Origin of the sequence: Rickettsia endosymbiont of Ceutorhynchus obstrictus, assembly GCF_964026565.1 — a bacterium.
GTDB lineage: Bacteria > Pseudomonadota > Alphaproteobacteria > Rickettsiales > Rickettsiaceae > Rickettsia.
In genome coordinates, this window is sequence record NZ_OZ032162.1 from 44,500 (window position 1) to 67,378 (window position 22,879).

Genomic DNA, 22,879 nt, shown 5'->3' on the forward strand with positions numbered 1-22,879 from the left:
ATAAAAGCTAATAATTAACTACCATGATAATAAAAAATCTTCAAGAATTTTATCGACTTTTACCGGTTAATTCTCCTCTTATCGCCTTAGATCACGGGACTAAAAAGATCGGCGTTGCGATCTCTAACCAAGAGCGTACCATTGCTATGCCTTTATGCGCTACAAATGCAATAAATAAAAAAGCCCAAATTACTACTATACTAAATTTAATCGAAAAATACAAAGTTTGCGGTATAGTTATAGGGTTGCCGATTAATATGAGCGGCGAGATAGGAACGCAAGCGGAAATAGTATTAAAATTTGCCGAAGATTTTACGAAATATACCGACCTGCCGATATTTTTACAGGATGAGAGGCTTACTACGAAAGCGGCGAATAATTTGCTTAAATCATTCGGCGTAAAACGAAAAGAACGCAATAATAACGATGATGTAATAGCCGCCAGTATGATTCTAGAAACTACTCTTGATTCTATTAAGAAAATTTAAGCGGTAAGGGTGAAAGACCGGATAAAAAAAATCCGGAATAGCTTTTAGGCTATTCCGGGGGGCGTAGAAACCTCTCAATTTAAGCGGTATCAACTTGTTGCATGGCTACCGGAATCGTCATTGCGAGGAGGCATTTATGCCGATGCGGCAATCAAGTATAAACATATTTTTATACTAAACTTGCCGCCTATATAAATTTTTTGGTATTCTAATTAAATCCCTCATTACATTCGGGATAGCCCGGATTGCCGCAGCCACTTCGCGGCTTCGCAATGGCGTGTTTTTTATTAATTTTTGAGCCATGCAACAATGCCACATCAACCATAAAAGGATACAATCCTCAACTCATACAGCTAAATTCAGAAAGCTTCAGACAAGATAAATTTAAAGACGAGCTAAGCTACCGTACTAGAGTACGTGAGCACAGGCGAATGTCGAAAAATTTGCTTGTATCAAGCGATCGAGATGACGCTGTACTATAATCAAAAAAAAGTAGCTTTGTCTACTTAAAGTTTAAAAATAAATTTTTATATTATAGGACCACTTTAGCCGTTGCTTAAAATCCTTCAAAGACCTTTATGTAAAGGCGGTTCTCATATGCCTGAACTAAAAGAATAGTAACAGACAGGGATGAAATCCTGAAGTAATAACTGTAGTCCCAGGTAAATATTAAGCTGACGAGCTAAGCAGTCCCATTTTGTAAGATATCACTTTCCCATCTTTTGTGCAAGGTTTTCTAGATAACTTGCTATGGTAGTTAATGTTTCTGCAAATTTCTCTTCATCACCGCGGGCATTTTTAATATCCATTTTATCAAATTTTTCCGTTAAATTTTGCATTTCCGATTGAATACCAAGGGCTGCCATAACAAGTAATAACTCAAAGGAAGCAGTAGGGTTTACTAATTTAATTTCAATTATTTTGTCGTTTAATTTAGCTGCTAAATTAAATAATTCCTTTTCTCCTCCATCATTACAATAAAGCTGAAAATTTTTATTATTTAATGTTATTGTGACAATTGACATAATTATTTTTGTATTTAATGGTACTCGAATGATTTGAAGAATTGAATTTGTTAGCAAATGGGAAGTAGCGCACAGCGTACACTCGGTACGTGAGTACACGAAACCATGAAGATAACGAAGAGCAATTTTTCAAAGCATTCGAGTATGTTTTATTTCTTCAAGTTCCTCTATATAAACAGTAATTTGTGTAAGAATTTTTGAATAATTATCCGTTAACTGCTTATTTTCAGATTGCAACCGACTAATCTCATTTTGTTGATTTGCTATTAATAGCAATAATTTATCAATCTTATGATCAACTTCTTGCATTAATCTTTGCAATTGTTCATTCTCTACTGTCATTTAAATTTTTGATACTATACTATTGGATAAATTATAATTATTACTAATAACATTAAGATCGATATGACCACTAATTGTTTTTTATGTTTATAATTAACTAATGATCTATTTCGTATGTCTTTTAATGAGTCTTCTTTTTCATAAATTTTATCGTTAATCGGCTCTAAATTAACTTCATCTTTTATATTAAGATAATCTAAATATAATTTTAAATAACCCTTTACATATACTTCACCCGGTAAGAGCTCGAAATCCTCCTCTTCAAGAGCTACTAAATATTTTTTTCTAATTTTTAAATCGGAAGATACTTGTTGAAGAGTCTTACCGGAATCTAGTCGTGCTTTTTTAAGGGCAGATGACATAATTTACTCAAGTTTTTGTAAGAATTTTTCAAATTTTTTATTTGCTAAAATAATGATATTTAAATCTACATTCTCTTGAAGTTTAATTTCCTTCATAAAATCAAGAAAATTTTGAACTAAACTTTTATTATTATCAATCCACAAATCTAAATCAATAGTTGATTTTGATTTATTTATTATTTTGATCAATAATTTTCTTTGTTTGTCATATAAATCATCTTTTAAAGACTGAATGCCGAGCCTACTCCAATAAGAATTATTTAATTGTTTCTCACAAGCTTTGCGAAGCCAATCAATGTTAAATCTATTGCCGACGGAAAAGTACAAACTTGCTATCTCTATATTATTGCCCCCTGTTTGTTTAGTAATATATATTATATCAAAAACTGAAACTAAACTGTCAAGTGTGACTATTATATTCGCAAATGATTCATCTACCCCGGAAGCAATATAGTATTTTAATTTATCTTCCAGCTTAGCTTTAGCTTCTTCTACCAACATTCCGCCGACTATCTTCCTTAAAATTTGTGTAGGTTCAAAAAACTCTTCGATAGTATCGCTAATATTAATAGGATGTTTCACATGTTTAATAAACCACGCAATACCGCGACGCATAAGTTTAGCTATTTCAGTGAACATATCAATTTTAATATTATAATCGATATTAACGGGTAGTGACTCCGCTTGCTCCCAAATATTATCAAGATCAAATATTTCGCAAATAATTATAAATGAGCGTACTATATCACAAAGTGCAGTGCCGGTTTCACGTTTTAATATACTAACTAAAGGACCGCCGAGGTGATTAATGATTTTATTGGTTACGACGGTTCTAATAATTTCATGTTTAAGCGGGTGTGCTAAAATCTCTAAACGGAATTTATCCCTCATTAACTCGGGGAAATAATTTATAAGGCAAGAATCAAAATATTTATCATGTGAAAAGGTAGCAGTTATTAATTCGTGATAAGCCGACCTTTTACTATAAGAAAGAAGGACGCAAAGCTCAGGACGGGTTAACGGCTCACCGTTCACGGCTCTTTTGTTTAACTCTTCGGCCGTCGGTAAAAACTCGTTACTTCGTACTAATATTTTTTCCTCTTCTAAAATATCGATAAATTGGCTAAATATTCCAACGGTTGAAGTAGGAGATAGCTGCATAACGGTTATAGCTTGAGTTTGTTTATAATTATCGACAAGTACTAACTCTTCCACTTGCTTTGTCATATCTATTAGTAACTTATTGCGCTCCTCCAAGGTAATTTTACCGGAAGTTACGGCACCAGTTAGGGCAATTTTTATATTCACTTCATGATCCGAGCAGTCAACTCCGGCTGAATTATCTATAAAATCGGCATTTATTCGCCCGCCTTTCTTAGCGTATTCAACTCTACCTTGTTGAGATACGCCGACATTTCCTCCTTCAGCTATAACTTTTGCTCTGATTTCTAAGCCGTTGCATCTAAGATTATCATTTGCTTTATCGCCGATTTCTAAATTACTTTCCGTTTTGCCCTTAATATAAGTTCCTATTCCACCGTTCCAAAGCAGATCGACATTTGCTTTTAAAATAAATCTTATAAGTTCTTCGGGCGTTGCTTCGTTTTCATTTATTTCAAGTAATGCTTTAATTTCCGGTGTTAATTTAATTGATTTACTACTACGTTCAAATACTCCGCCGCCTTGTGAGATAAGCTTAATATCATAGTCCGACCAATTAGATTCACGTAAATTAAACAGACGCAGGCGCTCATTAAAGCTAAGCAACGGATCAGGAGACGGATCAATGAATATATGTTTATGATTAAACGCGGCAACTAACTTAACTACCTTCGATCTAAGCATGCCGTTACCAAACACGTCGCCTGACATATCACCGATGCCTACCATTGTAATAGGGTCTTTTTGAACATCTATTCCCATGATTTGGAAGTGATTTATTACCGCAATCCAAGCACCTTTAGAAGTGATTGCCATTTTCTTATGGTCATAGCCGGCAGAACCGCCTGAGGCAAAAGCATCACCGAGCCAATAGTTATATTCATGTGCAACGCTATTTGCATAATCCGAAAATGAGGCCGTACCTTTATCGGCGGCAACTACTAAATAAGGATCCTCTTGATCGTAAATAACGGTATCTTTCGGTTGCACCACTTTCCCGTCAATAATATTGTCGGTAATATCTAGCATACCTCGCAGAAAATTTTTATAGCACTCAACTACTTTTGCCATATATTCTTCGCGTTTAAGTCCATCCAGGGTAAAGTTAATAAAAAAGCAACCTTTAGAACCGACCGGTACGATAACCGAGTTTTTAGTCATTTGCGCCTTCATTAACCCTAGTGCCTCTAGCCTATAATCCTCTGCTCTATCTGACCATCTAATCCCCCCGCGCGATACCTTACCGCCCCTAAGATGGACAGCTTCAAAATCCTTGGAATAGACAAATATTTCGGCAAAAGGGATGGGCTGCGGTAAATTCGGTACTTTACTTGAGTCGAACTTAAAAGCAAGACAGTGTTTATTAACAACCTTATTATCGGAGTCGTTAGGTACAAGTTGATAATAGTTAGTTCTTATAATAGCTTCGATAATATAAAACATGCTACGCAGCACTTGATCTTCGCTGCTGATAGTTACTGTAGCAAGATAATTGTTAATATTTTCCTTAATCTCGGTTAATTTTTTATCAGATAAACGTACCGGATTAAATTTTATATTAAACAAACCAACTAACATTCTAGTATATACGGGGTGTTTTATTAAGGTAAGTTGTACATAACCCTTGCCGTACATAAAACCGGTTTGATGTAAATATCTAGTTAAGGCTTTTATTAGTTTTACTTGCTTCCAATTAAAGCCGGCAAGTACTATCAGCTTACTTAAAGAATCGTTGGCAAGAAGTCCGGAAGTCATTTTATCCAAAGCTTCTTCAACATTTATTTTTAATTCTGTGATATCGTCTTTCACCGGTACGGAACTAGTCAAGATAAAGTTATATACCCAGCTTCCTTTAATTTCCCCTACTTCTTTAATAACAAAGCTTTGTTCATCAATTGCTTTAAAGCCTAAATTCTCTATCGGTGGAAGTATATTAGAAAGGATTAGTTTCACGCTAGGGCTATATATTTTTAAGTGAAACTCAGATTCATTAATAGCTACTAAATTAAACAGACATTTTTGTTTATTACTAGCTTTTGTTAGATATTCAATATCTATTAACGCTATTTCGGGAGGAAATTTTTGGCGATAATCTGCGGGGAAAACGGCATCGAAAAGTTTTAAATTAATTCCTGCCTGATATTCGCCGAATTTTTTAGAAAGTTTAAGATAAAAATCTTCACTCCAGCGAGTGGAAATATGGTCTAAATCTTGTTGAATTATTTCCGCTTCAAAATTTATTTGATTTTTATCAACAGCTTCTAAAGTAACAAATAGATAGGAAAAACTTCCCGCTACTTCCGTGATATAGTTAGATAATATTTTGCTACCGAATTTTTCCGTCAAATAACAATCTATTTTATTATGTATCTCCGAAGTTAGCCGTTCTCTCGGTAGAAAAATTATTATATTAAGGAAAGAACTTGACCAATCATATTGAATGAATAATTTAAGCTTTTTGCTCATCATACTTGAAAGCATATGCAGACACATACAATATAAATCGCCTTCATCAACTTGTATAAAAGCTTCCCTAGGTAGCGATTCCATTAGAATTTTTAATTTATCGGCATTATAACCCGATAACGAAAATCCGGCTTTTTCTAGTACAAAATTAAGTTTTTGTCTTAACAGCGGAATATCACTTATTGATTGGTAGTATATAGGGAAGTTGTAGATGCCGAAAATGATACTTCCGGAAATATATTCTCCGTTTTTATCAAGGTTTTTAACTAAAATATAATCTACTAAATTATCGGGATGAATAAGCGAAATGCTATTCACTTTACCCAAAATAATCAATTGATTTTGATGTAGCGGGTTTGCCGAGCATTTTATAATATCGTCGATCTCCGATTTTATATTTTGCCATATTTTCGTTACGCCTTCTTCTTTCGTTAATTTTAAAGATTTTACGTCAAAATCAAGCATCCCTAAGAAAATTAAATTATCATTCTTTAACCAACGCAGAAACTCACTAGACTCGTTACAATTTAATTTGTCATTGTTGCATAGTTGTTGATTTTTGGAAATCAGCATAGCTAGCTCATCTAGCCGAGCTATTAATTTAGGTGAAACGTTATACCCTTGCTCAAGCTCGTCTAACCTTTCGCTTAACGCTTCTTTTAAAGCGGTAATAGCTTCCTTATCAAGATTGCCTAAAATTGATATATGCAATAACGATTCAGCTTTTGCTTCATCATTAGCGGGAGTATCTACTATCTTTAATAATCCCCCCTTATCGTCTCGGATACAATTAATTACCGGATGTAGCAAAAATTTAGTCGGTAAATTAATATTGGCAAGTAAACATACTATAGCATCAACTATATGAGGCTTGTTATCCATTAATATTAAAATATTAACAACCGGATCATTTTCAATAATGCTAGTTGTGACTGCTAACTTTTTACTTCCTACTCTTCTTTTTTTAAAAAATTCAAAAGCTTGGTCGGCAAAATTTTGAAATAATTCTCGTCTATTATTAAAATCATAATCTATAGGTATATAGGTTAAAAATTTTTGAATAAATTCAATATAAAATAATTCTCCTTTACGTGACGTACTAAGCTCTAAAATCTCTGTTTTATAACTCGGTACTTGGCAATTTAATCTACTTGAATTGAACGACGATAAGTTTGTTACCATATTTACCCTAAAATTATAATTTTACTATATAATGTGAGCTTGAGGGATTTCTCTTAATGTCATTCCTGCGTAGCATTGTTACGTGGATTGATTAAAGCATCTTCGATGTCATTCCCGTGAAAACGGGAATCCAGAAAAAACACTTTTAAGTCATCCTGAATTTATTTCAGGATCTATTAAAAAGATGCTGAAACAAGTTCAGCATGACAAAAAAAGCCTGGATTCCCGTTTTCACGGAAATGACATCGAAGGTGTTTAATAACACTCACGCAAAAATGACAATATAGTCAAAATTCCCTTAAACTCACATTATATATATGCTATAGATAGCATTATATCACACCACACGACTAACGCAAGAGGCATAGAAATATAGTGGAAACGATTTTTGCTCAAAGTTCGGCTCAAGGTAGAGCCGGGGTAGCAGTTTTTAGAATTTCCGGTCCTAAAAGTTTAGACTCTTTAAAAATGCTAACTAGGAAAAAGAATTTTAAACCGAGATTTATGTATTATCAAAAACTTATCGATCCCGAAACCGGTGAGCTAATCGATAATGCCATGGTAGTATATTTCCCTTCCCCCGCCAGCTTTACCGGCGAAGAGACGATAGAGATTTATGTACACGGTAGCAAAGCAATTGCAATAATGCTTACGAGTGTGCTACTAAATATTGCGGGTCTTAGAATAGCGGAAGCAGGGGAATTTACCAAAAGAGCTTTTTTAAACGGTAAATTTGACTTAACCGCTGCCGAAGGGATTGCCGATTTAATTGAAGCAGAAACTATTATGCAACATAAGCAAGCAATCAGACAGGCAGGAGGAGCGCTTGAAGATTTATATAATGGGTGGCGTGCGAGTCTCTTAAGGATAATCAGTTTACTTGAAGCCTATATAGATTTTCCCGACGAAAATATTCCAAATGTCGTACTTACTGAAGTAATGAATATTAGTACTAAACTCAAAGACGAATTAACAAGTTATCTTAACGATAATCGTCGAGGGGAATTACTCCGAAGCGGTATACAACTAGCAATAGTCGGGGCGCCAAATGTCGGAAAATCTAGTTTGCTAAATTTTTTAATGCAACGAGAAATAGCCATTGTTTCAAATATAGCAGGTACTACGAGGGATATAATTGAAGGTCATTTAGATATCGGCGGCTATCCTATTATTTTACAAGATACCGCCGGTATAAGATCGGGAAGTAATGATTTAATTGAACAAGAAGGCATTAAACGAGCTATAGAATCAGCTAAAAAAGCCGATATTAAAATCATTATGTTTGACGTAGAACAATTAATCTTATTAGATTCAAATTTAAATGAGGCTATTACTGATTTAATTGATAATAATACTATAATAATTATCAATAAAATCGATTTAAGCGACTTGGATAAAGTATTTTCCATTGAAGACAAATATAACTGTTTAAAAGTTTCAATAAAAGAAAATATCGGCATGCAGGAGATACTCAAAAATATTGAAAATATTGCCGCAGATATTGCCGGCTTAACCGAAACACCTTATATAACTAAGGAACGTCATCGTCGTTATTTAAAGCAAGCCCTAGCGGCGTTAACAAGTTTTAATTTGGAGAAAGATTTAGTTCTAGCCACCGAAGATATTAGAATGACAATTAGAGCTATTAGTGCAATTACCGGCTCCATCAATATAGAAGAAATACTAGGTGAAATATTTAAAAATTTTTGTATAGGGAAGTAAAAAAGAAATTATTATAGGCAAGTTAGTTGAGCGGGATAGTATGTAGTCAAGCAATTATAATTTATATCTAACGAGTGCGTTCGGTAGGTTTAAACGGTTTTCTATGTTGTCCACTTGGTTCTTTATTATTAGAGGTGCTATTATATTTAAATTTTTTTGCGTCTTCTCTTATTGCCATAAGTGATTGTTGTGCTTCAGGGGCTAACTTGCTCAAAAATGCCGGTATTTTTTGTTCATCCTTTTTAAATATATTCTGATCTTTCTCATTTTTTACTTTTACCTCTTGTAACGATTCCTTAACCTTCCTGCCTAATACTTCATCTAAAGAAGCATTTTTATATTTTGCTAATTCCACGACTGTACCGCTATTAAGTGTTTTTGTACCGCCTTTTAGAAAACTTCCAAGTACCGTTTCACTACAACCCATAATTCTGCTCAACTCATATGAGCTTAATCCATCTTCTTTTAACGTATTATTTATAAAATTTCTTAAATGCTTACTATACTCACCTTTTGAATATTCTTTTTTAACACCGCTCATTATTACTTTTCCCCGTAAAATTTATCTTTAAGAAGCATTGAAGGCCTACAAAAATTTATTTCTAATGAACGAATTTATAGTTTTAAACCTACCTATCTATATTGACTATGACTTATTTTATAAGAACCGTCACATATATTATTAAAACTAGCACTTTTTTAATTATTAATTTCTTAAGAGTCCTGCTTTTGCTTTTTAAGTTATATAAGCCTAGCCTTGAGAGCAAAGGGGTATATAGCAGAGGAGTAAAATAAACACCAAATAAGCCATTAGCTCAAGATTTTACACCATCCAAAAAATTTTATTTTTTTTAATATATATCTAATAAGCCGTAAATAGAAGATATTTATACGGAAATTATTAAGTTTAATATATTAAATGAACACTAATAAAACAAATTATACAAAATCTAGTCATAATATATAATCGGTAGCGGTATATATATTTTGCTCATATTTTGGGGGGTGTTGCATGGCTCGATCTTACCCCGTCATTGCGAGGAGGGACGTACAGCGTCATTCAGAAAGGTTGATACAAGTGAATTTTTCCGGATTCGCCTGTACTCACGTACTCTAGTACGGTAGCTTAGCTCACCTTTAAATTTATCTTGTCTAAATCTTTCTGAATTTAGCTGTAGTCTAGAGTGGCAATCTAGTTTTTGTCATGCTGAACTTGCTTCAGCATCTCTTGCAAAAGATCCTGAAATAAATTCAGGATGACTATAATTTTTCTAGATTGCCGCGCTCCCTTTGGTCGCTCGCAATGACGATTCCGGTAGCCATGCAACAACGCCATATTTAAGAGATAGCAGACGATACTTCAAAGAGATTATGTAAATTACAGATTGTTTTTTCGGTATCTTGATCGTTTATCAAGAGAGAAATTTTAATTTCTGATATTTGCACCATTTTTATTGTTATATTATCTTTTTCTAAATTAGCTAATATAGTTTCAAGTAAGCTATGATCATTTTTAATGCCGTAACCGATTATTGACACTATAGCGATTTCGACATCAAGAACAAAATTACCTATTTGATTATTTTTCTTTAGATTAGTGAGCAAATTTTGTAAGTTATTTTTATCAGTTAAACCGGTGATGAAACTATATTGTTTTTTCGGTTCAATTTCCTGCATTAATTCGATATGGCTATTGCTTGCGGCAAGCATATTGGCGGTTTTGATAAAACTTATTGTCGGATTTTCTATTAATATTTTTAATAAGTTTTTATTAGACGTAATACCGGTAATTACTCTATTTTCCATAATTTTATCCTTTGAAGTAATTAATGTACCGGTTGCTTTTGAAGTGAAAGAAGAAAGAACACGCATAGGTATTTGATAGCGCTTTACTATTTCTGCCGCTCTAGGATGAAGCACCTTTGCCCCGCTTGAGGCAAATTCGAGCATTTCTTCAAAATTCAGATGATTTAATTTTTTTGCCTTGGGAACAATTCTTGGATCGGCAGTAAATACCCCTTCAACATCGGTATATATATCGCATCTATCGGCTTTCATCGCCGCAGCAATTAAAGCCGCGCTAGTATCCGAGCCGCCTCTACCTAAGGTAGATAGCCTACCCAAGTAATTTATTCCTTGAAAACCGGCAATTACCGGAATAATGTTGAGATTTATACATTCTTTTAATAAGGATGTAGATATTGATTCGACTAAAGCTTTGCTATAATTACTATCGGTTATGATGGGTAATTGCCAAGCGAATACTGATCTAGCATTTATTTCTTCTTCCTGCAATCTTAAAGCAAGCAACGAAGAGGTAACCATTTCACCGCTACAAAGAGCAGCATCATATTCCGCCAGTTGATTTGCATTGCTAAGATGTGATATCTCATTACACAAGGTAACTAGTTGATTTGTTACCCCTGCCATAGCGGAAACAATCACTATTACCTGATTATTTTGTGTTAGCTCAGATTTAATTATAGGAATAATTTCGTTTATTCTATTGATGTTGGCGACGGAAGTACCGCCGAATTTTTGAATTATTAAGGCCATAAATTATAAAAGCCTTGTTATTGAGGGGAAGGCGTTATTGTACATAGACTTTAATTTAGGGAATAATCTCTGAAGATGTCATTCCCGTGAGGTAATGGCTTTGTTGCATGGCTCAAATTTTCGATGTCATTCCTAGCTGCGGCGCATGGGTGTCAACTTAAGGAGCAAAAACGTAAGTCCGTCATTGTGAGGAGGAACGCAGTTCAGAGCGGCAATCCAGAAAATAATAATTTCCATAGCATTTCTTGTTATTTTTTTCCTAGATTGCTGCGCTCCTTCCAGTCGCAGCTTTGTTGCATGGCTCAATAAAAGCAGCAGTATGTCATTCTAGCTAAAAGCCATAACTGTCCGAAGTTAAAAAATTAAGATTATTAAATAGTACTTTTTTTGCCGTTAATGCTAAAAATACTACTATTTTGATATATAATAGAGTGAAAAACTCAAACAGTTTCTCTATTTATTTTTCAACTTCGGACAGTTATGGCTAAAAGCGGGAATCCAGAAAAAACACCCAAAATAAACAAAATTATATAAAAATTTACTATATAATTCGCTTAAACATTTTCTAGATTCCCGCTTTTAGCTAGAATGACATCGAAAATTCGAGCCATCCAACAAAGCCGGCTTGACCACGGCATCCAGTCTTTTACTAAGATTTTTTCTGGATACCGTGGTCAAGCCCACTACTGTACGAACGTTGAAAAAAGGCTGTGTCATGCCGTGACTTGATCACGGCATCCAGGAAAATAAAGCCATATTAGACTTATTTTAGAATCTTTTTATGATATTATAAGCTGGATTCCGTGGTCGTAGCCACGGAATGACAGAATTTTTACCTCTTTATTTAAACGTTCGTACAGTAGTGGGTCAAGCCACGGTATGACACCATACTTGTATAACCATAATACGGTAAATTATGAGCCATGCAACAATGCCTACAGCGGCTCGCAATGACGATTTGAGTACCTACGCACTTACTTTTGCTTCTTTAACATTAACAAATTTTTGATCTTTCTTAGTTACAAATTCAACCAAGCCTTCTATCAACGCAAAGATAGTGTGATCCTTACCAAGACCGACATTTTTTCCGGGATGAATTTTTGTACCGCGTTGCCTGACAATAATATTACCGGGTACTACATATTGACCGTCTGCTTTTTTTGCTCCTAGCCTTCGTCCGGCTGAATCTCTTCCGTTCCTAGAACTACCGCCAGCTTTTTTGGTTGCCATTTTATAATTCCTTTATTGTCTAGACTCTGTAAATATTTCTAAAATAACATAATTTTGGCTCTTTTTTGCTGCAAATTATAAGATTTTTTTGAAATAAGAATAACTATTCCTACAAAAATCTTATTAATTTTCGCTAAAAAATACCTCAAAATATAAATTAATTAGAAATGTTCACAGAGTCTAGTATTATTGTTTAGTAATATCTAATATTTTTAACTCTGTTAATTCCTGTCTGTGACCGGCTTTACGACGATAATTTTTCCTACGCTTTTTCTTAAAGACGATAATTTTATTATCTTTAAATTGATTGGTAATCTCAGCGGTAACAACCGCCCCTTTTACCATTGGAGTACCGATAAAAGACGGTTTCGAGTTTTCACCTATCATCAAAACTTGATCAAGACTGATTTTAGCACCAAGCTCTCCTTCAATCTTTTCTACTTTGATGATACTGTTTGTACCTACTTTATATTGTTTTCCACCTGCTTTTATGACTGCGAACATGAAAAATATCTCTTTAAAAAATTATAAACACTTGCGATATCATATTATTATATTAAAAATTAGTCAATAGAAACTATTATGTGAATGTAATATAGTAGTTTAATCCACTACTGTACGAACGTTTAAATAAAGAGGTAAAAATTCTGTCATTCCGTGGCTACGACCACGGAATCCAGCTTATAATATCATAAAAAGATTCTAAAATAAGTCTAATATGGCTTTATTTTCCTGGATGCCGTGATCAAGTCACGGCATGACACAGCCTTTTTTCAACGTTCGTATAGTAGTGAGTTTAATCGCAGTTGATGACATCGGAAATTCGAGTCATGCAACAACGCCCCTAATACCGGAAAAGTAAGAATCGGATACCGGTCAAGCTACGGTACGACAGCCCTTCAATTTAACCAAATATATACCCAATAACAACATAGGCAGTGATAAAATCTGACCCATAGTTAGGGTATCAAAAATAAAGCCGATTTGTATATCGGGTTCTCGAAAAGTTTCGATAATTATTCGGAAAATAGAGTAAAATACCAAATATATTCCAAAAGTTAAACCGGATCGTTTAATAGTTTGATATTTAAATACTAAGCATGCTAAAATAAGGAATAATACTAAACCTTCAAAAAATGCTTCGTACAATTGGCTAGGGTGACGTGGTCGTAAATCACTATTCGGGAAAATCATCCCGAAAGAAGAGCTAGTTACTCGACCGTATAATTCACCGTTAATAAAATTGGCAATTCTACCGAAAAATAAACCGATCGGCGCAGCGCTTGATATAATATCTGCAAGGCTTAAAAGGTTAATATTATGCTTTTTACAGAAAAAATAAGCAGAAATTATAAGACCGATAAGACCGCCGTGAAAGGACATTCCGCCTTCATAGGTTTTTAAAATTTCAATCGGGTTTGTTAAATATTTGTAAGGGTTATATAATAAAACATAGCCTATTCTGCCGCCGACTATTATTCCGATAATAGCCCAGCTAATAAAATCCTCCAAATTCTTTTTGGTAATTGAAAGGTTAAATTTTTCTATAATTTTACTCGCATACCGCCAACCGAGCAAAATACCCGTAACGTAAGAAAGTGAATACCAAGAAACGGCAAGCGGTCCTATAGAAAAAATAATAGGGTCAATATTCGGGAAAACCATATAAAAAGAATATTTTTGTTGATAAGCATAAAATTTTTAGTCAAGATGTATATTTTGTAAATGGTTCGATGTCATTCTAGCTAAAGGCGGGAATCCATTCTTGTCATGCTGAACTTGTTTCAGCATCTATTAAAAGATATCCCGAAATAAATTCGGAATGACGCACAAAATGGATTCCCGCCTTTAGCTAGAATGACATCGGAAATTCGAGCCGTACAGCAACACCATTCAAGTTAACCAAATATATAACCATAATAATAATGGGGGGAATATGCAATATCTAATAGATTTATATAATAGACTTAGTGCTGAAATTATAATGCTGATCATTATGTTATTGTCTCTTATTCCCTTAGTTTTATTTATTCAAAAACTGGTTTTTGCACCTATTAAAAATTACATGGCTAAGCATCATTATGATGATTATGAAAAAATATTAAGAAAATATTCCATATTTCGCTATTTATTACATAGTTTACTTGGAATTTATTTTATATTTTGGGGTAATATTTTCAAGCCGAGTTCCTTTGGTTCGCACGTATTAATTAATATTAAAGATACCGTAGTAATCTTATATACTAGTATATCTTTAACGATGTTACTATTATCTATTACCGATGCTGCTGCCGATCTTTATCAACATAAAATTAAAGCTGTTTCTAAAAACGCTCCGCTTAGCTTATATTTCCAAATATTAAAAATTATGGTAATAGCTATAGCGATTATCGTAACTATTTCTTATCTTTTAAATATTTCTCTGAGGACGTTTTTAACAAGCTTAGGCGCAGCGGCGGCTTTATTAACATTTGTCTTTAAAGATACCGTTTTAGGATTACTCGCTAGCCTGCAACTGACTAGTCAAGGTATAATTCATATCGGTGATTGGATACGTGTCGGTGATATTGAAGGGACTGTTGAGAAAATTACTATTTCCGTGGTAAGTATCAGGAATTTCGACCAATCTATCTCGACGATTCCCACTTATAATATTGTAAATACCAATGTGACGAATTACCGCGGAATCAGTGAAGCGGGGGCCAGAAGGGTTCAAAGAGTTCTTAATATTAATATGACAACTATTAATTTTTGTGATGCTACTTTTTTAAAAGAATTAAAAAAATCGCTGTATCTTTCAAAAAATGTAATTAATAATATTAATTTTGATAATGAAAATAAAGACTTAACTAATCTCAAACTATTTAAATTATACATACAAGAATATTTGAAAAATAACCCTGCCGTATATCAAGAAGGTTTTACTTTTTTAGTAAGACAGCTTGCTCCGACAATTAACGGTTTACCGATAGAGATATATATTTTCGTTAAAGAGGTCGGTATGGTCGGGTATGAAAATATACAGGGCGATATTTTTGAACATTTAATTTCTATATTACCGGAATTTAAATTAACAATATTCCAAAATATAGGTATTGTACAAAATGTGATTTAGAATCTTATAATGTCATTCCTAGCTAAAGGCGGTGTTGTTGCATGGATGGTTAAAATCGCTTAAAACTTGTCATACCGTGGCTTGACCCACTACTGTACGAACGTTGAAAAAAGGCTGTGTCATGCCGTGACTTGATCACGGCATCCAGGAAAATAAAGCCATATTAGACTTATTTTAGAATCTTTTTATGATATTATAAGCTGGATTCCGTGGTCGTAGCCACGGAATGACAGAATTTTTACCTCTTTATTTAAACGTTCGTACAGTAGTGGGCTTGACCACGGTATCCAGAAAAAATTAAAAAGCCTGACTGGATGCCGTGGTCAAGCCACGGCATGACATCGCGGTACTTTTAAAGAATACCCAAAATATAGCAATTTTCGATCCATGCAACAAAGCCGCTAAAGGCGGGAATCCAGAAAATTATAGTAATCCTGAATTTATTTCAGGATATCTTTTAATAGATGCTGAAACAAGTCCAAGATGACAAGGAAAAGTCTGGATTCCCGCCTGCGCGGGAATGACATACGGCACTTTTTTAGAGCCATACAACAAACGCTAATGCTTTGTGAGAATGACATGAAAGTAATTAATTGTAAATCTCTTGATTATTTTATATAAATCCTATAAAACTCAATACCACTAAAATATTGAAAAATTAAGACTTTATAATGAATCATAATATAATTAATCTTATAGCGGCAGTTGTATTGTCCTTAAGTATTATTTTCGGCTGGCAGTATTTTTATACGGCACCACAAGCAAAAAAGCTTCGACAACAAGAGGCTTATACCAAAAAAGTAGAGAATTTAAAGAAACAACAGGTAAGCTTGATAAAGTCGGAGTCTAAAACTGAAGAGGTAAATCTAGACCAGCGTATTAAAATAGAATCAAGTTCGCTTAACGGCTCTATTTCCTTAAAAGGGCTGCGGTTTGATGATTTAATTTTGCGTAAATATAAGCAAGATTTATCAAAAGATAGCCCCGAAGTAGTGCTATTTTCGCCTGCTAACACGGAAAATGCTTATTTTGTTGAAATGGGTTGGGTGAGTAACTTATCAACCGTAGATTTGCCGAATAGCGAAACTATTTGGCGTAGCGATAGTAATCTACTTACTCCGACAAATCCGATTAATTTATTTTGGGTAAATGAGGATGATGTTAAATTTTTAGTTACTATTAGCTTAGATGATAATTATTTATTTAATATAGAACAAACTATAGTTAATAACAGTGACAAGGATATTCCCGTTCAATCTTACGGTTTAATTAACCGTAAATATATTTCGTCCGAAAAAGCCGTTAATATATTACATCAAGGTCCGATCGGTTGTATTAATGGAAATCTTGAAGAATATTCTTACGATACTATTAAAGATAAGAAGAGCGAAAAATTTGCTACCTCGATTGTTGATTGGATAGGTATTACCGATAAATATTGGCTTGCTTCTTTAATTCCGGATAAAATAAATCAATATAGTTCTAACTTTAATTATGCTGCCAAGCAAGGAGTGGAGAGATTCCAGGTAGACTTTATTTCATCCATGCAAATTATAAAGCCCGGACAAAATTTTACTATTTCTCAAAAACTTTTTGCCGGTGCAAAAAAAGTTGATTTACTTGATAAATATGAAAAGCAATATAACATCAAACTTTTTGATAGAGCTATTGATTTCGGTTGGTTTTATATTATCACTAAGCCGGTTTTCTATGCGATGAATTTTTTCTACCGTTATGTAGGTAATTTCGGTATTAGTATATTAATCGTGACGGTGCTTATTAAGCTGTTAATGTTTACTTTGGCTAATAAATCATATCGTTCAATGAAGAAAATGAAGAATTTACAGCCGGAGATTGAACGTATAAAAGGCTTATATAGTGAGGATAAAGTCCGCTTAAATCAAGAAATTATGACTCTATATAAAAAAGAAAAAGTAAATCCGGTAGCCGGGTGTTTACCGATACTTGTTCAAATTCCGGTATTTTTCTCGATATATAAAGTATTATATGTAACTATTGAGATGCGTCATGCACCGTTTTACGGTTGGATTAAGGATTTATCGGCACCTGATCCTACCACGATTTTTAATTTATTCGGTTTAATACCGTTTTCCCCCCCTAGCTTCCTAATGATTGGAGCGTGGCCTATTTTGATGGCTATAACTATGTTCTTGCAGCAAAGAATGAGTCCTGAGCCGGCTGATCCCGTTCAAGCTCAAGTAATGAAGTTTATGCCGTTAATCTTTCTAGTAATGTTTAGCAGTTTTCCGGCAGGACTATTAATTTATTGGTCTTGGAATAATATTTTATCTATAATTCAGCAATATTATATTAATAGGCTGGATAAGTAGTTTTGCATGCGATAGGTGGGTGCATGATATCAATTTAAGAAGAAACACCGGCGTTGTTGCATGGCTCGAATTTTCGATGTCATTCCCGCGCAGGCGGGAATCCAGAAAAGTATTTAAGCGAATTATATAGTAAATTTTTATATAAGTTTGTTTATTTTAAGTGTTTTTTCTGGATTCCCGCTTTTAGCTAGAATGACATACTGCTGCTTTTATCGAGCCATGCAATAATGCCTGTGCCTCCTCGCAATGACGATTATTTGTAACGATAATAACCTTAAACATTTTATGACAAATAAAAATTATTAGTTGATGAAAATTGATAAAAATTTACCGAATTATCTGACGATAGCTAGAATTATCGTCATTCCGGTTATTGTAATGACTTTTTATCTAGATCATCCCTTTGCTCATAGGCTTGGGGCAGTATTATTTATTTTAGCCAGTATTACCGATTTTTTTGACGGGTATATAGCAAGAAAATTTAATTTAGTTTCAAATTTCGGTAGGATGTTCGATCCTGTAGCAGACAAAATATTAGTCGGCTGCGTTATTATAATGTTATTAAAAAAAGATATGGTAGGAGAAATACCTTGCTTACTAATTTTAGCTAGGGAATTCTTAGTTAGCGGTTTACGGGAGTTTTTAGCCTTAGTTAAAGTAAGCGTTCCGGTATCAAGGCTTGCTAAGGTGAAAACATTTTTGCAGATGTTTGCTTTGTCGATATTAATACTGGGGTCAAAAGGTTCCGGTATTGCTTATTTGGATTTATTCGGAGAAATAATTTTATGGATTGCTGCTTTTTTAACAATTATAACCGGTTATTCTTATTTTAAGGCGTGTAGTAAATATTTTTAAATGAGGGTTATGTTATGCTGTATATAAAATATATAATTTTAGGGTTAATTATGTTATCTAATTTCAATCTTTATGCCGATAGTAATAGTAAAGATGCTCTTGCCGGCAAAAAAGTTTTAAAAGTAAAAGTAAGTAACGAACATCTTCGTATTCTTAATACAGCTTCTACTCTGCTTATTTCTTGTGTTGACTTTCGTTTGAGAGATGAAACCGTTGATTTTATGAACGAATTAAATTTGCTAGATGACTATGATGAAGTATCGCTTCCGGGTTCCTCCCTTGCTTTAGTCAATAATCAATATCCTTATTGGGGTAAAACAATTGAAGATGTTATTGAGATTTTACAAAAACTACATAATATTAAACAAATTATTTTTCTTGATCACCGTGAATGCGGAGCTTATAAGCTTCTTGTCGGTGAAGAATATCTTGAAACCCCTGAAAAAGAAACAGCGGCACATGCAGAAATTTTAAATAAGGCAAGAGAAATAATTAACGAAAAATTTCCTCACCTTAAAGTTTATACATTTTTAATGGGGCTTGACGGGGTAGTAGAGCAGATTTACGAAGATAATAAGAAGTGAAATTCATATGTCATTCCCTGCCCTCTTAGGCTTTGTTGCATGGCTCGATAAAAGCAGCAGTATGTCATTCTAGCTAAAAGCGGGAATCCAGAAAATAATAATTCCCATAGCATTCCTGGCTATTTTTTTCCTAGATTGCCACGTCGGGACTTTGTGCCTCCTCGCAATGACGATTCCGGTAGCCATGCAACAATGCCGCCCTCTTATGCCATTCCCGCCTGCGCGGGAATGACATCGAAAATTCGAGCCATGCAACAACGCCGTGAGTATAGGCGAATGTCGAAAATTTGCTTGTATCAAGCGATCGAGATGACGCTGTACAAGGCGAGAGAGGATCATTTGACTATAGCTCTTATAAATTTTGCGGCTCTATCTTCATTAATAGCTTTTTGGTGATATTTGGTAATTATATAATTATCGTGAGGTTGATAATAATCGTCATTATCTGCAATTTGAAAATTAGGATTTTGTTGAATTAGCTTAAGCACCTCATTAAAATAATCTTGAATATCCGAAGCAAATATTAGATTGCCGTTAGTTTTTAATTTATTTTGTAAAATATTTAATCGCTCCGGATTCAAAATACGTTTCTTTTTTTGTTTGTTTTTCGGCCAAGGATCGGGAAATAAAATATAAATCCCATCTAGTATTTTATTCGGTAGTTCATATAATATTAAATCTAAATTATTAGACCACAGTAAAAAATTTGTCACATTTTGTTCGAGTGCTAGCTTTAAAACATTTGCTACGCCGTTTAAATATACCTCCGCACCGATAAAAAGCGCTTCCGGATTATTTTTAGCTTGATGGATAAAATGCTCGCCCATACCAAAGCCGATCTCTAAAAATATTTTACGTTTCTCGAATTTTATTTTTTCGTTAGAAAATAGATAATTCGGTAATTCGGTTTTTAGTAAATTTTGTTGTAAAGATGACAGGCTTTTGCCGATTCGCCTCGCATATGACCGATTTAAACCGGCATATGATATTACGAGTACGCGCGGATGACCTTGTAGATCCTTATAAATATGATCAATAATATAACCGTAATCATTAAAGATTTTGCTTACCTTTTCCGCTTGCAGATAGCCGATTTCTATTATTAACTTACCGCTCGGTTTTAAAAATCTTTTGGTCTTCTGCGCAATTATATAATAAGCTTGTAGCCCTTCTTGCTCGGCAAATAAAGCAAGATGCGGTTCGTAATTAATTGTCTCGACTGCCATATTTGCAGTTTCTGCCGGTGAAATATAAGGCGGATTACTAACGATAAAGTCAAATTTTTCTTCCCCTATATTTTCAAACCAATCGCTATGAATTATTTTTATTCGGTCGCTTACCTTATGTTTTGAAGCGTTATTTTTTGCAACCTCTATCGCCTCTTTACTTATGTCGGTTGCGATAATCGTAGAATTAGGAATAGCAAGCAGCAAACTTACAGAAATGCAGCCGCTACCGATGCCGAGCTCTAGGATTTTTGTTTGTTCATTATTGAATTCTTCTTTTATGTCATTCCCGTTTTCGCGGGAATGACATTGAAAACTACTCATTACACTATCAACTAATAACTCCGTATCCGCACGTGGGATTAATACATGCTTATTAACGATAAATTCATGCGAGTAAAATTCTTTAACGCCGGTAATATATGCTATCGGTTCGTGCTTTAATCTTCTTGCTAAAACTTCTTCAAAAGCTTCTATCTCTGTTTTGTTTAACTGCTCATCAAGATTAATAAGCAAATATTGGAGGGATTTATTTGTAACATACTGTAATAAAATTCGTGCTTCTAATTGCGGCGAATTGATACCTATTTTATTTAATTTATCTGCTGCGGCACTTAAAACTTGCTTTATAGAACATTGCATGGAAATTTATTCTCTATCGAAATTCTTCATTTCTAAAATCTCATCTACATTACCTAACGGTACTCGTTTTTTAAGTTCTACAAACTTTTGAAATCTCTCGGTATTATTATCTATAATCTCTTTCATATCTTGCGGTAAATCGCCGGAAAACTCAACTATTTCCTCACTTACCGGATGAGTAAAGCTTAAATACCATGAGTGCAGAGCTTGGCGTTTAAAATTCAATAACTTTGATTGCAAAGCCGGCGGGCTATAATTTACTTTTCTATCGTTATTGCCGTATAATTGATCGCCGACAATAGAATGCTTTAAATTACTTAGCTGCACTCGAATTTGATGAGTTCTGCCTGTGCTAAGTTTACACTCGACCATGCTGATAAAGCCGTTAAAAAATAGCTCTATTGTTTTATAATGAGTGATAGCCACTTTGCCGCCGTATTTTAATATCGTCATTTTTTGCCGATCTACGCGGCTGCGCCCGATATTATTTTTAACTATTCCCTCTAGCGGATTAATTACTCCCCATACTAATGTTTTATATTTCCGTACCACTTGCCGCTTCTCTATTTGATTTGCCAGATGCATATGAGCAAAATTATTTTTAGCAACTACCATTAATCCCGAAGTATCTTTATCTAAACGATGAACTATTCCGGGTCTTTCCGGTGAACCGATATCGGATAAAACCCTAGTATGGTATAATAAAGCGTTGACTAACGTATCTTGATAATGACCGGCTCCAGGGTGTACCGTCATACCGGCGGCTTTGTTGATTACGATTAAATCTTCATCCTCGTAAATTATATCAAGTTTAAGATCAAGTGCTTTCATCGTTACCGGCTCCGGTTCTTTAAAGGCAAATAATATAACATCATTCTCCTTGACCGAAACGTTAGAATCGGAAATAATTACCTCATTAACTTGGACGCAAGAAGCTTTAATAGCTTTTTGAATTTGACTCCTTGAAACTTGATTAAGAAGAGTAGATAAGGCTTTATCAAGCCTGGAGCCGCTTAACTCAGGCGGTACGTGGTATTTTATCATATATATTCAAGTATAATTTAAAGGGTCGTGGTTTATATCATGCTTGCGAGCATTGTTTGGTGGATCGATAAAACCTTTCGATGTCATTCCCGTGAAAACGGGAATCCGGAAAAAACAAAAAAGTCATCCTGAATTTATTTCAGGATCTACTAAAAAAAGATGCGCAAAACTTGTTCAGCATGACAAGGACCGGATTGCCGCGTCGGCATAAATGCCTCCTCGCAATGACGATTCCGGTAGCCATGCAACAACGCTCCTTGAGCTAGGAATGACATCGATTTTAAACATTATAATAGAAAGAACTATAGATTAAAATGGATTATTTAACACAAAAAACCGATCGTCTTAAGTGGTTGCAAGCAATCGGTATAGAATATTATTGCTCAGAATCAATAAAAGAAATAGAAATAAATAAAGTAATAAAACAAACGGAGCAAAAAGCTTCTCCTGTATTACTAGAAAATTCTAAAGTTGAACCTATGAAAAAAAGCGTGGTAGTTGTTAATACGTCAAACTTTTCTCAAGAAA

General features: G+C 34.1%; 27 protein-coding genes. 11 read left to right on the top strand and 16 right to left on the bottom strand.

The features are described from left to right. Positions 1-23 precede the first annotated feature (23 nt). The gene (gene ruvX / locus AAGD64_RS00275) at positions 24-488 is read left to right on the top strand and encodes a Holliday junction resolvase RuvX (RefSeq protein WP_253308217.1); all 465 of its coding nucleotides are present in this window, start codon (positions 24-26) and stop codon (positions 486-488) included. 174 nt (positions 489-662) lie between these two features. On the opposite strand, the gene AAGD64_RS00280 is transcribed toward ruvX, so the two are convergent. Next, on the bottom strand, positions 663-791 hold the full coding sequence (locus AAGD64_RS00280; RefSeq protein WP_341793435.1) for a hypothetical protein: 129 nt from the start codon (positions 789-791) through the stop codon (positions 663-665). Here AAGD64_RS00280 and AAGD64_RS10540 point away from each other — a divergent pair. Continuing rightward, complete coding sequence (locus tag AAGD64_RS10540; RefSeq protein WP_410526075.1) at positions 761-970, top strand: palindromic element RPE3 domain-containing protein; 210 nt, start codon at positions 761-763, stop codon at positions 968-970. The genes AAGD64_RS00280 and AAGD64_RS10540 overlap by 31 nt on opposite strands. Positions 971-1,195: 225 nt before the next feature. Here AAGD64_RS10540 and AAGD64_RS00290 read toward each other — a convergent pair whose 3' ends face one another. The 4 genes from AAGD64_RS00290 to AAGD64_RS00305 all read right to left on the bottom strand — a co-directional run bounded on the left by AAGD64_RS00290 (position 1,196) and on the right by AAGD64_RS00305 (position 7,026). Beyond that, the gene (locus tag AAGD64_RS00290; RefSeq protein ID WP_253308216.1) at positions 1,196-1,513 is read right to left on the bottom strand and encodes a cell division protein ZapA; all 318 of its coding nucleotides are present in this window, start codon (positions 1,511-1,513) and stop codon (positions 1,196-1,198) included. A 129-nt stretch (positions 1,514-1,642) separates the two neighbouring features. Continuing rightward, complete coding sequence (locus tag AAGD64_RS00295) at positions 1,643-1,855, bottom strand: hypothetical protein (RefSeq protein ID WP_253308215.1); 213 nt, start codon at positions 1,853-1,855, stop codon at positions 1,643-1,645. A 14-nt stretch (positions 1,856-1,869) separates the two neighbouring features. Continuing rightward, the gene (locus AAGD64_RS00300) at positions 1,870-2,217 is read right to left on the bottom strand and encodes a helix-turn-helix domain-containing protein (RefSeq protein WP_253308214.1); all 348 of its coding nucleotides are present in this window, start codon (positions 2,215-2,217) and stop codon (positions 1,870-1,872) included. Between the two features lie 3 nt (positions 2,218-2,220). After that, entirely contained in the window at positions 2,221-7,026 is a 4,806-nt protein-coding gene (locus AAGD64_RS00305) for an NAD-glutamate dehydrogenase (RefSeq protein ID WP_341793436.1), read from the bottom strand. Positions 7,027-7,401: 375 nt separating this feature from the next. Here AAGD64_RS00305 and mnmE point away from each other — a divergent pair, with 375 nt between their 5' ends. After that, the gene (mnmE, locus tag AAGD64_RS00310; RefSeq protein WP_341793437.1) at positions 7,402-8,748 is read left to right on the top strand and encodes a tRNA uridine-5-carboxymethylaminomethyl(34) synthesis GTPase MnmE; all 1,347 of its coding nucleotides are present in this window, start codon (positions 7,402-7,404) and stop codon (positions 8,746-8,748) included. A 67-nt stretch (positions 8,749-8,815) separates the two neighbouring features. Here mnmE and AAGD64_RS00315 read toward each other — a convergent pair whose 3' ends face one another. From AAGD64_RS00315 to AAGD64_RS00330, 3 genes are all read right to left on the bottom strand, one after another. Then, a complete protein-coding gene (locus AAGD64_RS00315; protein ID WP_341793438.1) occupies positions 8,816-9,289 on the bottom strand; it encodes a helix-turn-helix transcriptional regulator in 474 nt (157 codons plus the stop codon). Between the two features lie 651 nt (positions 9,290-9,940). Further along, positions 9,941-10,075: a hypothetical protein gene (locus AAGD64_RS00325; protein WP_341793439.1), complete on the bottom strand. Its 135-nt coding sequence runs from the start codon at positions 10,073-10,075 to the stop codon at positions 9,941-9,943. 11 nt (positions 10,076-10,086) lie between these two features. After that, entirely contained in the window at positions 10,087-11,304 is a 1,218-nt protein-coding gene (locus AAGD64_RS00330) for an aspartate kinase (protein WP_341793440.1), read from the bottom strand. A gap of 123 nt (positions 11,305-11,427) precedes the next feature. Between AAGD64_RS00330 and AAGD64_RS00335 the strand changes: the two genes are divergently transcribed. After that, positions 11,428-11,613, top strand: coding sequence for a hypothetical protein (locus AAGD64_RS00335; protein WP_341793441.1), 186 nt, complete (start codon positions 11,428-11,430; stop codon positions 11,611-11,613). 270 nt (positions 11,614-11,883) lie between these two features. Here AAGD64_RS00335 and AAGD64_RS00340 read toward each other — a convergent pair whose 3' ends face one another. The 4 genes from AAGD64_RS00340 to lgt form a co-directional block, all read right to left on the bottom strand. After that, positions 11,884-12,021 (bottom strand): hypothetical protein, encoded by a 138-nt coding sequence (locus AAGD64_RS00340; protein ID WP_341793442.1) that lies wholly within the window; start codon positions 12,019-12,021, stop codon positions 11,884-11,886. A gap of 249 nt (positions 12,022-12,270) precedes the next feature. Beyond that, the gene (gene rpmA, locus AAGD64_RS00345) at positions 12,271-12,534 is read right to left on the bottom strand and encodes a 50S ribosomal protein L27 (RefSeq protein WP_341793443.1); all 264 of its coding nucleotides are present in this window, start codon (positions 12,532-12,534) and stop codon (positions 12,271-12,273) included. 186 nt (positions 12,535-12,720) lie between these two features. After that, the gene (gene rplU, locus AAGD64_RS00350; protein ID WP_253308208.1) at positions 12,721-13,038 is read right to left on the bottom strand and encodes a 50S ribosomal protein L21; all 318 of its coding nucleotides are present in this window, start codon (positions 13,036-13,038) and stop codon (positions 12,721-12,723) included. Positions 13,039-13,410: 372 nt separating this feature from the next. Next, positions 13,411-14,199, bottom strand: a complete 789-nt coding sequence (lgt, locus tag AAGD64_RS00355) for a prolipoprotein diacylglyceryl transferase (RefSeq protein WP_341793444.1) — start codon at positions 14,197-14,199, stop codon at positions 13,411-13,413. A gap of 271 nt (positions 14,200-14,470) precedes the next feature. Between lgt and AAGD64_RS00360 the strand changes: the two genes are divergently transcribed. The 6 genes from AAGD64_RS00360 to AAGD64_RS00385 all read left to right on the top strand — a co-directional run bounded on the left by AAGD64_RS00360 (position 14,471) and on the right by AAGD64_RS00385 (position 19,439). Beyond that, entirely contained in the window at positions 14,471-15,649 is a 1,179-nt protein-coding gene (locus tag AAGD64_RS00360; RefSeq protein ID WP_253308206.1) for a mechanosensitive ion channel domain-containing protein, read from the top strand. 319 nt (positions 15,650-15,968) lie between these two features. Next, positions 15,969-16,136: a hypothetical protein gene (locus AAGD64_RS00365; protein ID WP_341793445.1), complete on the top strand. Its 168-nt coding sequence runs from the start codon at positions 15,969-15,971 to the stop codon at positions 16,134-16,136. Continuing rightward, on the top strand, positions 16,133-16,270 hold the full coding sequence (locus tag AAGD64_RS00370) for a hypothetical protein (RefSeq protein ID WP_341793446.1): 138 nt from the start codon (positions 16,133-16,135) through the stop codon (positions 16,268-16,270). Before AAGD64_RS00365 ends, AAGD64_RS00370 begins: the two co-directional genes overlap by 4 nt. A 50-nt stretch (positions 16,271-16,320) precedes the next feature. Next, complete coding sequence (gene yidC / locus AAGD64_RS00375) at positions 16,321-18,000, top strand: membrane protein insertase YidC (RefSeq protein ID WP_253308205.1); 1,680 nt, start codon at positions 16,321-16,323, stop codon at positions 17,998-18,000. 309 nt (positions 18,001-18,309) lie between these two features. Next, a complete protein-coding gene (gene pgsA / locus AAGD64_RS00380; RefSeq protein ID WP_253308204.1) occupies positions 18,310-18,855 on the top strand; it encodes a CDP-diacylglycerol--glycerol-3-phosphate 3-phosphatidyltransferase in 546 nt (181 codons plus the stop codon). A 14-nt stretch (positions 18,856-18,869) separates the two neighbouring features. Continuing rightward, positions 18,870-19,439, top strand: coding sequence for a carbonic anhydrase (locus AAGD64_RS00385; protein WP_341793447.1), 570 nt, complete (start codon positions 18,870-18,872; stop codon positions 19,437-19,439). Here AAGD64_RS00385 and AAGD64_RS00390 read toward each other — a convergent pair. From AAGD64_RS00390 to AAGD64_RS00405, 4 genes are read right to left on the bottom strand one after another with little or no spacing between them, the layout of a single operon-like run. Then, on the bottom strand, positions 19,418-19,552 hold the full coding sequence (locus tag AAGD64_RS00390; protein ID WP_341793448.1) for a hypothetical protein: 135 nt from the start codon (positions 19,550-19,552) through the stop codon (positions 19,418-19,420). The genes AAGD64_RS00385 and AAGD64_RS00390 overlap by 22 nt on opposite strands. Continuing rightward, positions 19,509-19,778 carry a hypothetical protein gene (locus AAGD64_RS00395; protein WP_341793449.1) on the bottom strand — a complete coding sequence of 90 codons (270 nt, stop codon included), beginning with the start codon at positions 19,776-19,778 and terminating at the stop codon, positions 19,509-19,511. Before AAGD64_RS00395 ends, AAGD64_RS00390 begins: the two co-directional genes overlap by 44 nt. Beyond that, a complete protein-coding gene (trmB, locus tag AAGD64_RS00400) occupies positions 19,775-21,307 on the bottom strand; it encodes a bifunctional peptide chain release factor N(5)-glutamine methyltransferase PrmC/tRNA (guanosine(46)-N7)-methyltransferase TrmB (protein ID WP_341793450.1) in 1,533 nt (510 codons plus the stop codon). Before trmB ends, AAGD64_RS00395 begins: the two co-directional genes overlap by 4 nt. 6 nt (positions 21,308-21,313) lie before the next feature. Then, entirely contained in the window at positions 21,314-22,351 is a 1,038-nt protein-coding gene (locus tag AAGD64_RS00405) for an RluA family pseudouridine synthase (protein ID WP_341793451.1), read from the bottom strand. A 43-nt stretch (positions 22,352-22,394) separates the two neighbouring features. On the opposite strand from AAGD64_RS00405, the gene AAGD64_RS00410 reads away from it, so the two are divergent. After that, on the top strand, positions 22,395-22,562 hold the full coding sequence (locus AAGD64_RS00410) for a hypothetical protein (protein ID WP_341793452.1): 168 nt from the start codon (positions 22,395-22,397) through the stop codon (positions 22,560-22,562). Positions 22,563-22,879: the final 317 nt, after the last annotated feature.